At 68.1% G+C, this 12,393-nt stretch carries 12 protein-coding genes; 2 read left to right on the top strand and 10 right to left on the bottom strand.

Annotation, left to right across the window (positions count from 1 at the left end):
* Window positions 1–35: 35 nt before the first annotated feature.
* The 3 genes from J7E91_RS17635 to J7E91_RS17625 all read right to left on the bottom strand — a co-directional run bounded on the left by J7E91_RS17635 (window position 36) and on the right by J7E91_RS17625 (window position 3,747).
* The gene (locus J7E91_RS17635; protein ID WP_214905338.1) at window positions 36–986 is read right to left on the bottom strand and encodes an FKBP-type peptidyl-prolyl cis-trans isomerase; all 951 of its coding nucleotides are present in this window, start codon (window positions 984–986) and stop codon (window positions 36–38) included.
* A gap of 118 nt (window positions 987–1,104) precedes the next feature.
* Complete coding sequence (gene pafA / locus J7E91_RS17630; RefSeq protein WP_214905335.1) at window positions 1,105–2,466, bottom strand: Pup--protein ligase; 1,362 nt, start codon at window positions 2,464–2,466, stop codon at window positions 1,105–1,107.
* 9 nt (window positions 2,467–2,475) lie between these two features.
* Entirely contained in the window at window positions 2,476–3,747 is a 1,272-nt protein-coding gene (locus J7E91_RS17625; protein ID WP_214905331.1) for an MFS transporter, read from the bottom strand.
* A gap of 121 nt (window positions 3,748–3,868) precedes the next feature.
* Here J7E91_RS17625 and J7E91_RS17620 point away from each other — a divergent pair, with 121 nt between their 5' ends.
* Entirely contained in the window at window positions 3,869–4,924 is a 1,056-nt protein-coding gene (locus J7E91_RS17620; protein ID WP_214905329.1) for a LacI family DNA-binding transcriptional regulator, read from the top strand.
* A gap of 71 nt (window positions 4,925–4,995) precedes the next feature.
* Here J7E91_RS17620 and prcA read toward each other — a convergent pair whose 3' ends face one another.
* The 6 genes from prcA to arc form a co-directional block, all read right to left on the bottom strand.
* Window positions 4,996–5,745, bottom strand: coding sequence for a proteasome subunit alpha (gene prcA / locus J7E91_RS17615; RefSeq protein ID WP_051338729.1), 750 nt, complete (start codon window positions 5,743–5,745; stop codon window positions 4,996–4,998).
* Window positions 5,746–5,799: 54 nt separating this feature from the next.
* Window positions 5,800–6,645 carry a proteasome subunit beta gene (gene prcB, locus J7E91_RS17610; RefSeq protein WP_214905325.1) on the bottom strand — a complete coding sequence of 282 codons (846 nt, stop codon included), beginning with the start codon at window positions 6,643–6,645 and terminating at the stop codon, window positions 5,800–5,802.
* Window positions 6,597–7,202, bottom strand: a complete 606-nt coding sequence (locus J7E91_RS17605) for an endonuclease VII domain-containing protein (RefSeq protein WP_214905322.1) — start codon at window positions 7,200–7,202, stop codon at window positions 6,597–6,599. Before J7E91_RS17605 ends, prcB begins: the two co-directional genes overlap by 49 nt.
* A gap of 5 nt (window positions 7,203–7,207) precedes the next feature.
* The gene (locus J7E91_RS17600) at window positions 7,208–7,426 is read right to left on the bottom strand and encodes a ubiquitin-like protein Pup (RefSeq protein WP_214905319.1); all 219 of its coding nucleotides are present in this window, start codon (window positions 7,424–7,426) and stop codon (window positions 7,208–7,210) included.
* A gap of 125 nt (window positions 7,427–7,551) precedes the next feature.
* On the bottom strand, window positions 7,552–9,063 hold the full coding sequence (gene dop / locus J7E91_RS17595) for a depupylase/deamidase Dop (protein WP_355719831.1): 1,512 nt from the start codon (window positions 9,061–9,063) through the stop codon (window positions 7,552–7,554).
* Between the two features lie 250 nt (window positions 9,064–9,313).
* A complete protein-coding gene (gene arc, locus J7E91_RS17590; RefSeq protein ID WP_214905316.1) occupies window positions 9,314–11,080 on the bottom strand; it encodes a proteasome ATPase in 1,767 nt (588 codons plus the stop codon).
* A 241-nt stretch (window positions 11,081–11,321) separates the two neighbouring features.
* Here arc and J7E91_RS17585 point away from each other — a divergent pair, with 241 nt between their 5' ends.
* Window positions 11,322–11,642, top strand: coding sequence for a ferredoxin (locus J7E91_RS17585; protein WP_028815463.1), 321 nt, complete (start codon window positions 11,322–11,324; stop codon window positions 11,640–11,642).
* A 4-nt stretch (window positions 11,643–11,646) separates the two neighbouring features.
* On the opposite strand, the gene J7E91_RS17580 is transcribed toward J7E91_RS17585, so the two are convergent.
* Window positions 11,647–12,216: a hypothetical protein gene (locus J7E91_RS17580; RefSeq protein ID WP_214905989.1), complete on the bottom strand. Its 570-nt coding sequence runs from the start codon at window positions 12,214–12,216 to the stop codon at window positions 11,647–11,649.
* Window positions 12,217–12,393 lie beyond the last annotated feature (177 nt).

The raw sequence follows: 12,393 nt of genomic DNA, 5'->3' as shown, positions 1-12,393 counted from the left end.
TCCTCTGTACTACGAACTGGGCAACCTGGACAGTCTTACATCACCGCGAGAATGTCCACCTGGAACACCAGCGTCGAGTTGGCGGGGATGGACTGCTGCTTCTTGTCACCGAAGGCCTGGTCCGGCGGGATGACGAGGAGCACGCGGCTGCCGGCCTTCTTGCCGACCAGGCCGTTTTTGAGGCCCTTCAGCGTGACCTGCGGCAGCGCGAACTGCTGGGTCTTGCCCTGGGCGTACGTGCTGTCGAAGAGCTTGCCGTCCTTCCAGATCAGCCCCTGGTAGGCGACGGACACCGTGTCGGAGTCCTTCACCACCGCGCCGTCGCTCTCCAGTACGTAGGTGGAGACGAGCTTCTTCGGCGGGTCCGACTTCTTCGGCATCGTGACCTTCGGCGCCTTGCCGTCGGTGTTGACGCCGACCTTGGGCAGGTCGATGTTGTCCTGCGCGACCTCGCCGCCCTTGGCGGAGGAGGGGATGCTCTTGGCCTTCAGGATGTCCACGACGAAGACCAGGGTGGCGTTCGGCTTGATCGTGGGGGGCTGGCCCTGCGCGCCGTAACCCATCTCGGGTGGGATGACGAGCTGGACGCGGCTGCCGACCTTGTGGCCCTCCAGGCCCTTGTCCCAGCCGGGGATGACCATGCCGGCGCCGAGGGTCAGCGGGAAGGGCTGCTTGCGGTCGAAACTGTTGTCGAAGGGCTTCGTGGAGTCCCACTGCTGGCCGAGGTAGTTCACCTCGATGGCGTCACCCTTTTTGATGGCCTCAGCATCGTCCTTGCCCTTGCTGAGGACCTCGGACTTGAGTTCCTTGGGGGGATCGCCCTCCCCCTTGGCCAGGGTCGGCTTCTCGCCGAACTTTTCGCCCGCGGTGATCGCCGGCAGTCCGTTCTTTGACGAGGTGGAGTCGGAGCCCTTGTCGTCGCTGCCACACGCCGCTGTCGAGAGCAGCAGCAGGGGGACGACAAGTAGGCCGGCAAGTCGGCGCACGTGTTCCTCAGATCTCAGACGGCACAGTAGTCGCCCGCCACTCTAAGGCGTGGCCCGGGCCCCGCACGAGGAACGTGCGGGGCCCGGGTTGCGTTCCGGAAAACCGGACATGGCCGGATCACATACCGGCGATGAGCTTTTCCACCCGGTCGTCGACCGACCGGAAGGGGTCCTTGCACAACACTGTGCGCTGTGCCTGGTCGTTGAGCTTGAGGTGCACCCAGTCGACGGTGAAGTCCCTGCGCTGTTCCTGGGCCCTGCGGATGAAGTCGCCGCGCAGCCGCGCCCGGGTGGTCTGCGGCGGCACCGACTTGCCTTCGAAGATCTTCAAGTCGTTGCAGATGCGGGCGGCTTGTCCCTTCTTCTCCAGCAGGTAATAGAGCCCGCGCCGACGGTGGATGTCGTGGTAGGCGAGGTCTATCTGGGCGACCCGGGGGTGCGACATGGTCATGTTGTGCTTGCCGCGGTAGCGCTCGATCAGCTTGTACTTCATGACCCAGTCGATTTCGGTGCCGATCCGGTCGAGGTCCTCGGCCTCGATCGCGTCGAGCGCGCGGCCCCACAGTTCGAGGACCTGCTCGACCGTGCCCGTACGGATGCCGCGGCGGTCCACGAAGTCCACGGCCTTCTCGTAGTACTCCCGCTGCACCTCTATGGCGGACGCCTCGCGCCCGCTGGCCAGGCGCACCTTGCGCTGCCCGGTGATGTCGTGGCTGACCTCACGGATGGCCCGGATGGGGTTCTCCAGGGTGAGGTCGCGCATCACCGTGCCCGCCTCGATCATGCGCAGGACGAGGTCGGTGGCGCCGACCTTGAGGAGCATGGTCGTCTCGGACATGTTGGAGTCACCGACGATGACGTGGAGCCTGCGGTAGCGCTCGGCGTCGGCGTGCGGTTCGTCGCGGGTGTTGATGATCGGACGGGAGCGGGTCGTCGCGGAGCTGACGCCCTCCCAGATGTGCTCGGCACGCTGGCTGACGCAGAAGACCGCGCCCCGCGGGGTCTGCAGCACCTTGCCGGCGCCGCAGATGAGCTGCCGGGTGACGAGGAACGGGATGAGGATGTCCGCGAGCCTGGAGAACTCTCCGTGCCGGGCCACCAGGTAATTCTCGTGGCAGCCGTAGGAGTTTCCCGCAGAGTCGGTGTTGTTCTTGAAGAGATAGACGTCGCCCGCGATTCCCTCCTCGTGCAGGCGGCGTTCGGCGTCGACGAGCAGACCTTCGAGAATGCGCTCGCCCGCCTTGTCGTGGGTGACGAGCTCGGTCACGTTGTCGCATTCGGGAGTTGCGTATTCCGGATGCGATCCCACGTCGAGGTAGAGGCGGGCGCCGTTCCGCAGGAAGACATTGCTGCTGCGGCCCCATGACACAACACGGCGGAAGAGGTAGCGCGCCACTTCGTCAGGTGACAGTCGGCGCTGTCCCCTGAACGTGCACGTGACGCCGTACTCGTTCTCCAGCCCGAAAATGCGGCGGTCCATGACTGAACATTACGCCTGATGGCCTGTCCTGAAACCGGGTTCGGCCGCACCGATTCGATCATTTTCGGAAGGCATTACGACGGAGTCTGTGGGAAGGGGCGTGACAACGGGAATCGTGAGAACCCGCCGGGTGGCCAGCAGGACAAGCAGCGCGGCCACTCCGCCGCCCGCCGCGACGGCGAAGCTCGCGGCCGTGCCGCCGTACTCGACGGCCGGTCCCGCGGCGCCGGTTCCCACCGCGGCGCCTACGCCGAAGGTGGTGACCAGCCAGGAGAACGCCTCGGTGACGGTGCCGCGCGGGGCGTGCCGGTCGACGACGATGAAGGCGCAGGCGAGCGCGGGGGCGAGGAAGACTCCGGAGACGGCCGCGAGTACGACCATCGCCGGGACGCCGGGGGTGAGCATGAGTGGCAGGTAACCGGCCGCGAGCAGGGCGACGATGAACCGCAGCCGCCGTTCGGGGGCGCCGGCCCACTGCCGGGCGCCGTACACCACGCCGCCGGCGAGCGCGCCGAGCCCGAGCGCCGCCATCAGCCAGCCGTACACCGCTTCCCGGCCGTGGTCGTCGGCGTACGCGACACCCGCGACGGTGATGGAGCCGAGGGCGAGGCCGACGAAGAAGAAGGAGCCGAGGAGGGCCAGCAGGCCCGGCGAGCGCAGGGCGCCCAGCCAGTGCGCCTCCCGGGGCGCCGAACGCCAGGTGCGCGAAGGCTCGGACAGTACGACGGACAGCGCGCCCAGCACGCCTACGGCGTTGATGACGAGCAGTGCGGCCGCCGGCGACCAGAGCGCCACGAGCAGCGTGACGAGCAAGGGACCGACGGTGAACATGATTTCCTGCGCCACCGCGTCCATGGCGTACGCCCGGTGCACCCGGTCCTCTCGGCCGAGCACATTGGGCCACAGCGCCCGCAGGCCCCCTTCGAGGGGCGGCGTGAAGACGCCCGCCAGGGCCACGGCGGCGTACGTGAGCGGCAGCGGGTCGATTCCGGCGAGGGTGAGCAGGACCATGCCCAGGGCGGACAGTACGGCGGCGGGGAGTTGCACGCGCGGCTGCCCGTACAGGTCCACGGCCCGGCCGAGCAGCGGCTGTCCCACCGCGTTGGCCAGCCCGTACACCGCGGCGAGGCCGCCGGCCAGCGAGTAGCTGCCGCCCTCGGCGCGGGTGAGCAGCACGATCGCGATGGGGGCGGTGGCGTTGGGCAGCCGCCCCACCAAAGTGCCCGCCAGCAGGCGCGCGGCGTACCGCGTCCTGAGCAGTTCCGCGTATCCCGCGGCCATGTCCGCCCCTCTCCGCTCCGGTGCGCACCGAAGTTGTACGTATAACGTGCTGTGCCATACGTACCATGAGCCAGGCCGCGGGTCCACCTCGCGGTCATGAGCCCTTGCTGCGGAGGCACGAGTGACGAGCCCGGACGACTCCCCGGACGAGACCTACGAGGCCGCCGGTGCCGGGACGCCTCACGCGCCGCCGACCAGCAGGGACGTCGCCCGCGCCGCCGGGGTCTCGCAGGCGACCGTCTCGCTCGTGCTCGGCGACAAGTGGCGCGGGCGTGTGTCGGAGCGCACCGCGGATCTGGTGCGCGGGGCAGCGCGGGACCTCGGGTACCGCCCGAACCTCGCCGCCCGGAACCTGCGGCTCGGCAGGACCAGGACCGCGCTGCTCGTCGTACCCGCGCTGACCAACGAATTCTTCGCCCGGGTCTACACGGGCGCCGCCCGCACGGCCGCCGCCCACGATTTCGGCGTCGTCCTCTACCCCTCCCCCGAGGGCGTGGGCCCCGCCCGCGACCCCTTCGCCTCGGCACAGGCCACCCTGGACGGCGTCATCGCGTCGTCCATGGCCGCCGGCGCCCTCGGCGCGATCCGGGGCGCGGGGCTGCCGCTCGTGATGCTCGACAGCGATCCGGCGGACCCGGGCGCCGCCGCGTACGTGAACCTCGACATCGCCGACGGGATGCGCCAGGTGACGGAGCATCTGCTCGCTCTCGGCCACCGGCGGTTCGTCCATCTCGCGTCGGCCGTGGCGTCCTGGACGTTCGATGTACGCGCCGCGGCCCTCCACGACGCGCTGCGCCGGACCCCCGACGCGGTCGTACGCACGGTGCCCGCGCCCCTGGACGTGCACGGCGCCAGAGCGGCCGCCGAACTGGCCCTGACCGGTCCCGGGCCGAGGCCGACGGCGCTGGTCTGCGACGACGACATCGTCGCGGCGGGCGCCTGCAAGGCGGTGCGCCGCCTCGGACTGCGGGTGCCCGAGGACGTCTCGGTCACCGGCTTCGACGACCTCGCTCTGGCGACCGCCGTGGAGCCGGAACTCACCACCGTACGGCTGGCCGCCGAGCAGGTCGGAGAGCGGGGCATGGCCGCACTGCTGGCCGTCCTGGAAGGCCGGCGGCCCGAGGGCGGCGAGATCCCCGTGGAGCTGAGGGTCCGCGGCTCCACCGCACGCGTCTGACGCACCGTCGGATGACGCGTGTGCCCCGGACCGCTGGGCGGCCGGGGCACCGGACGGTGGTGTCGGAGCGGCTACGGCTCCTCGGTGTCCGACGGGGTGTCGGTGGGAGTGGCCGCGTCGCCGTCCGCCTCCAGCAGGCGCGCCAGCTGGCGGCCGACGATGCGCTTGAACTTGCGCTCCTGCGGGCGCGTACGGTCCAGGACCGCCACCTCCAGCCGCTCGGCGGGGATCTCCCGCTCACTGCCGTTGGTGTCCCGCGAGAGCGCCTGCACGGCGAGCTTGAGCGCCTCCGCCAGCGTCATCCCGTCCCGGTGGCGCTGGTCGAGGAAGCTGCTGATCTGCTCCGCGTTGCCGCCGACCGCGACCGAACCGTGCTCGTCCACGATCGAACCGTCGTGGGGCAGCCGGTAGATCTGGTCACCCTCGGGCCGGGCCCCGACCTCGGCGACGACCAGCTCCACCTCGTACGGCTTCTCCGCGTTGCTGGAGAAGATCGTGCCCAGCGTCTGCGCGTAGACGTTGGCGAGGCCACGGGCCGTCACATCTTCACGGTCGTACGTGTATCCCCGCAGATCGGCGTACCGGACGCCGCCGATCCGCAGGTTCTCGTACTCGTTGTACTTGCCGGCGGCGGCGAAGCCGATCCGGTCATAGATCTCGCTGAACTTGTGCAGTGCGCGGGACGGGTTCTCGCCGACGAATACGATGCCGTCGGCGTACTGCAGCACGACAAGGCTGCGACCGCGGGCGATGCCCTTCCGGGCGTATTCCGCCCGGTCGGCCATGGCCTGCTGGGGTGAGACATAGAACGGCGTCGACACCGGCTATCCGTCCCTTTCTGTCGTTATCACGTTGATTCCCAAGGACAGGAGCCGTCAGAGAAGCGCGGCCCGGGGACCGTCGGGCTGCTCCAGCCGCCGCTCGAGGATCGAGCGGGCCAGCTCGGAGGACTCCGCCTCGGTGAGCCGCCGGAATCCCTCTTCGGTGATCACGGTGACGATCGGGTAGATACGGCGGGCCACGTCCGGGCCACCGGTCGCCGAGTCGTCGTCGGCCGCGTCGTACAGCGCCTGGACCACGAGCGTGGTCGCCTGCTGCTCCGTCAGATCGTCGCGGTACAGCTTCTTCATCGACCCGCGGGCGAAGATGGAACCGGAGCCCGTCGCCGCGAATCCGTGCTCCTCGGAGCGGCCGCCCGTCACGTCGTACGAGAAGATGCGGCCCTTCTCCCGGTCGACGTCCCAGCCGGCGAAGAGCGGGACGACGGCCAGGCCCTGCATCGCCATGCCGAGGTTGCTGCGGATCATCGTGGAGAGCCGGTTCGCCTTGCCCTCCAGGGAGAGCTGGGCGCCTTCCACCTTCTCGAAGTGCTCCAGCTCAAGCTGGAAGAGCCTGACCATCTCCACCGCGAGACCGGCGGTGCCGGCGATGCCCACCGCCGAGTACTCGTCGGCGGGGAAGACCTTCTCAATGTCGCGCTGCGCGATCATGTTGCCCATGGTGGCCCGCCGGTCACCGGCGAGCACCACGCCGCCGGGGAACGCTGCGGCGACGATCGTCGTGCCGTGCGGCGCCTCTATGACGCCCTTCATGGGCGGCAGGACACGGTTGCCCGGCAGCATCCCGGGTGAGTGGTCCGACAGGAAGTCCATGAAGGACGAGGAGCCCGGCGTCAGGAAGGCAGCTGGTAGACGCCCGGTGCTACGAGTGTTGGCTTCCACGCGTTTCCCTCCAGGTATGCGATGGCCCGACGCAAGGTATCGGGATCATCCCCCAACTTGCCGATGGCCGAATTGCAGTTGAAGCACAGTACGCCTCGGACCCTACCCGTCTCGTGACAGTGATCCACGTGAACTGCGGGAGCAGCCAGACAGATCGAGCAGACCCCCACCTGCGTCGAGATCATCTCGTCGCGCTCAGCCTCGGTAATGCCGTACTGACGCATGAAGTAGGCCGCTCGGTTCTCGGCCGCGCGACAGGGTTTACACCGAGTGGACAGACCGTCGGAGGCCCTGGCATTCCGGTCCCACTCGCTATGGGGCTTGATCTCTCCACACACGCGGCACAGTTTGTGCTCAGGCGGAACGTCCACCTTCTCGCGCACAGGCTTACCGATTGCCTCCCGGCGGCGCCGGTAATGCGCGGCTCCGTACTCGGCCACGCACTCCCGGCATCGCACCTGAAGACCATCGCGCCTGTTCCTGTCCGCAGCGAAGGACGCAAACGACAGCCTCCGCTTACACCCACTGCACTGCTTCCCCTCGACAGGCTCCGACATGTCTGTTATTGACCGCCTTTTTGCACAAATGAGCGCACGAAGTCCTCTGCGTTTTCCTCAAGTACGTCGTCGATTTCGTCCAGAACCGAGTCGACGTCGTCGCTCAGCTTCTCCTGGCGCTCCTTGAGGTCCTCCGCAGCCTGCGCGTCCTGCGCGGTCTCCTCGGTCTCCTCGGTGGAACGCGTCGCCTTCTGCTGTCCGCCGTCGGTGTCCTTGGTCGCCATCTCTACCTCACCCCGCTCGCTCGGTTCGATGTCCTTGATCAGACCCTACAAGCGGGGTCTGACATCCGCGCCGTACTTTCACAACGCGTGGGGATCACCTCGATGATTCCCACCCGCCGCACCTTTCAGCCGCCCGAAAGGACCCGGACCAGGTCCTCCGCCGTCCTGCACCGGTCGAGAAGCTCCTTGACGTGATTACGTGTACCGCGCAACGGTTCCAGGGTGGGCACTCGCTGGAGCGAGTCCCGGCCCGGCAGGTCGAAGATCACCGAGTCCCAGGAGGCCGCCGCGACGTCGTCCGCGTACTGCTCCAGGCAGCGCCCGCGGAAATAGGCCCGCGTGTCCTCAGGAGGCTTTGTCTCGGCCTTCCGCACCCCACCCTCATCCAGGAGCCGCTTCATCTTCCCGCGGGCCGCCAGGCGGTTGTACAGGCCCTTCTCGGGGCGCACGTCGGCGTACTGGAGGTCCACCAGGTGGAGCCTGGGCGCGTCCCAGTCCAGGTTGTCGCGCCTGCGGTAGCCCTCGAGAAGCTCCCGCTTGGCGATCCAGTCCAGCTCGCCCGAGAGGCTCATCGGGTCGTTCTCCAGCCGGTTCAGTACGTCCTCCCAGCGCCCCAGGACGTCCTTGGTCTGGTCGTCCGCGTCGACGCCGAACCGCTCCTCGACGTACTTGCGCGCCAGCTCGAAGTACTCCATCTGCAGCTGGACAGCGGTGAGTGTCCGGCCGCTGCGGAGCGTGATCAGCCGTTGCAGTGTCGGGTCGTGCGAGACCTGGTGCAGGGTGCGCACCGGCTGGTCGACCGCGAGGTCGACGTTGATGAAGCCGTCCTCGATCATGGAGAGCACCAGGGACGTCGTGCCCAGCTTCAGATACGTCGAGATCTCGGAGAGGTTCGCGTCGCCGATGATGACGTGCAGCCTGCGGTACTTCTCGGCGTCGGAGTGCGGCTCGTCGCGGGTGTTGATGATGGGGCGCTTGAGCGTGGTCTCCAGGCCGACCTCGACCTCGAAATAGTCGGCGCGCTGGCTGATCTGGAAGCCGTGCTCGTGGCCGTCCTGGCCGATGCCCACCCTGCCCGCGCCCGTGACCACCTGCCGGGACACGAAGAACGGCGTCAGGTGGCGCACGATGTCCGAGAAGGGGGTCTCCCGCTTCATCAGGTAGTTCTCGTGCGTGCCGTAGGACGCGCCCTTGTTGTCGGTGTTGTTCTTGTAGAGGTGGATCGGCTGGGCGCCGGGGAGCTGCGCGGCCCGCTCGGCGGCCTCGGCCATGATCCGTTCGCCGGCCTTGTCCCAGAGCACCGCGTCGAGCGGATTGGTCACCTCCGGCGAGCTGTACTCGGGGTGCGCGTGGTCGACGTACAGCCGCGCGCCATTGGTGAGGATGACATTGGCGAGGCCGATGTCCTCGTCGGTGAGCTGACTGTTGTCGGCGGCCTCCCGGGCGAGGTCGAAGCCTCGCGCGTCCCGCAGCGGGTTCTCCTCCTCGAAGTCCCAGCGGGCGCGGCGCGCCCGGTGCATCGCCGCCGCGTAGGCGTTGACGATCTGGGACGAGGTGAGCATGGCATTGGCGTTGGGGTGGCCGGGGACGGAGATCCCGTACTCCGTCTCGATGCCCATTACTCGCCGTACGGTCATGCGGCCCTCCTTGCCCGCGTCGCCCCCGGACGGGGGCGGCACTCAAGTACCGCTGGTTCTCCGGTGCGTGTGCGGTGCCCGGTCCCGCACAGCGCGACTCGGCGGTACCGAAGAGCCAGCCTAGAACGCCTTTGCGCTGGTGGGGAGATCAATTGCGTCATTGCTCTGGTGTGGTCGGTGTGGCGGCGGGGGTGGCTGGAAAGCAGCCGGCTGCGGATGCCCGGGCGGGCACCCGCAGCCGGTCTGCGATCTAGAGGTACTGACCGGTGTTTGCCACCGTGTCGATGGAGCGCCCGGTGTCCGCGCCCTGTTTTCCAGTGACGAGCGTGCGGATGAATACAATCCGCTCGCCCTTCTTTCCGGAGATACGTGCCCAGTCGTCCGGGTTCGTGGTGTTCGGCAGGTCCTCGTTCTCCTTGAACTCGTCCACGCAAGCCTGGAGGAGGTGGGAGACCCTGAGGCCCTTCTGGTTCTGGTCGAGGAAGGCCTTGATGGCCATCTTCTTGGCCCGGTCGACGATGTTCTGGATCATCGCGCCGGAATTGAAGTCCTTGAAGTACAGGACTTCCTTGTCGCCGTTCGCGTACGTGACCTCGAGGAAGCGATTTTCCTCGGATTCCGCGTACATCTGCTCGACGACCGACTGGATCATGCCGTGGACCGCGGCCTCCCTGGAGCCGGTGTGCTCGGCCAGGTCTTCCGCGTGCAGCGGCAGGGTGGAGCGGAGGTACTTCGCGAAGATGTCCTTCGCCGCTTCGGCGTCCGGACGCTCGATCTTGATCTTGACATCGAGCCGGCCCGGCCGCAGGATCGCCGGGTCGATCATGTCCTCGCGGTTGGAGGCGCCGATGACGATGACGTTCTCCAGGCCCTCCACGCCGTCGATCTCGGCGAGCAGCTGCGGGACGATGGTGTTCTCCACGTCCGAGCTGACACCCGAGCCACGGGTGCGGAAGAGCGACTCCATCTCGTCGAAGAAGACGATGACAGGGGTGCCCTCGTTCGCCTTCTCCCGGGCACGCTGGAAGACGAGGCGGATGTGCCGCTCGGTCTCACCGACGTACTTGTTGAGGAGCTCGGGGCCCTTGATGTTGAGGAAGTAGCTCTTCCCCGCGGGCTTGCCGGTCACCTCGGCGACCTTCTTGGCAAGGGAGTTGGCGACGGCTTTCGCGATCAGCGTCTTGCCGCAGCCGGGCGGACCGTAGAGCAGGATGCCCTTGGGCGGCCGCAGTTCGTGCTCCTTGAAGAGGTCGGGGTAGAGGTACGGAAGCTCGACCGCGTCACGGATCATTTCGATCTGGCTGCCCAGACCGCCGATCTTGTCGTAGTCGACGTCCGGGACCTCTTCGAGGACGAGCTCTTCGACCTCGCTCTTCGGGATGACTTCGTAGACGTAACCGGACCTGGGTTCCAGCAGCAGGGCGTCGCCGGGGCGGATGGTGACGTCCATCAGCGGCTCGGCGAGCCGCACCACCCGCTCCTCGTCGGTGTGCCCCAGCACCAGGGCGCGCTCGCCGTCCTCAAGGATCTCCTTGAGGGTGACGATTTCCCCGGCGCGCTCGAACTCCATGGCCTCGACCACGTTGAGGGCCTCGTTGAGCATGACCTCCTGGCCACGCCGGAGCTCTTCGAGCTCCACGCTGGGACTGACGTTCACCCGTAGCTTGCGGCCACCGGTGAAGATGTCGGCCGTGCCGTCCTCGTTCGCCATGAGGAAGACACCGAAGCCGGCCGGCGGCTGCGCGAGCCGGTCGACTTCTTCCTTGAGGGCCACGATCTGATCGCGGGCCTCACGGAGCGTGTTGGCGAGCCGCTCGTTCTGTGCGGACACGCCGGCCAAGTTGGTCTGCAGCTCGACGATCCGCTCTTCGAGAATCCTCGTATGACGCGGAGAGTCGGCGAGCTTGCGGCGCAGGACGGCGATTTCCTGCTCGAGATAGGCAACCTGGCCGGCGGGGTCCTCAGACCCTCGCCCGGGCCGGATGCCGCGGTTGATGTCGTCGTCGTGGGCTGCCACGGTCCTCACCTCCTCCAAGGGGAGCTGGACGCTTCCTGACCCTACCTGGGCGGGTGCGGGTTGAAACCCCTAGATCACAAAGACTCCGGGGTGTGTCCGATCTTCACCCTTGCGTACTCCCTCACACCAGGGGAATACCCACCCATCAACATCGGAAAGCGGCCGGTTGTATCGTCGAAGTGTTCAACACCCGTCAGGGCTGGCTCCAATTGCTACAACCGCGCAGGAAACGGCAGGAGATATGACCGTGCAGCAGAAGGCTCCCACCGACGACGGCGCACAGACCGGCGACCCGCTCGAGGTGTGGATCGATCAGGACCTCTGCACCGGTGACGGGATCTGCGTCCAGTACGCCCCCGAAGTCTTCGAGCTCGACATCGACGGCCTGGCGTACGTGAAGAGCGCCGGCGACGAACTGCTGCAGAGCCCCGGCGCCACAACGCCCGTACCCCTGCCGCTTCTGAGGGACGTCGTCGACTCGGCGAAGGAGTGCCCGGGCGACTGCATCCACGTGCGCCGCGTTTCGGACAGGGTCGAGGTGTACGGCCCGGACGCGGAGTGACGAATCACATACTGCGCGCATCCGGCAGGACGGTCCGGGCGAACTTGCCGCCCTTCCACTGCCACTTGACCTTCTCCTGCCGGTCCGGGCAGCAGCGCGGCACGTCCGGCGACGAGTAGCCGAGCAGCGTCGCGGAGACCGTGCCTCCGCCCACCGCGAAATCGCTGACTCCCATCCCGCCCGCCGGGTCCACCAGCGTCGCCACGACGCGCGAAGGCCCGGTGAGTACGAAGACGCCGCTCGGCGGTGTACCGATTCCCGACACGCAGCGCACGACCGCCACGGTCTCGGGCCGGCCGTCGCCGTCGAGGTCGCCGGAGCCCTGCTTGACCACGGCGGGCTTCTCACCGTGACACTCCAGCGGATACACCGCGCTCGACGCGTCGGGTGCGGGTTCTGCCGCGGCCCTGACCGGCCGGGGTCCCGCCCCCGGGGCCGTCTGGGAGGCAGTGGCGGCTTCGGGCTGGAGCAGGCCGGCCGCGGCGACGACCGCGGCCATGGCGGCGGCGGTGGCGAGCCAGTGCACCGGGCGGGGCCGGGTGTGCGCGAGGTCCAGGGCGGCGGAGGGCTGCACGCGGGGTGTCTCCTGGGGGCTGTGCCGGCAGGGGTGGCGAGCATAGTGCCACACGTCACAGCGCCGCGGAATGGCGGGGTCCGTACCCGTGACGGAAATTCTGGTGACGACGGGCCGGTAACGGAAAAGCGCCGCCGCTGAGTTCCCCGGTCGGTCGGGGAACTCAGCGGCGGCGCT

The organism is Streptomyces sp. ISL-99 (genome assembly GCF_018614005.1).
Taxonomy (GTDB): domain Bacteria; phylum Actinomycetota; class Actinomycetes; order Streptomycetales; family Streptomycetaceae; genus Streptomyces; species Streptomyces flavidovirens.
Note: the sequence above shows the minus strand (reverse complement) of the source record. Positions and strands in the feature narration are given on the sequence as shown.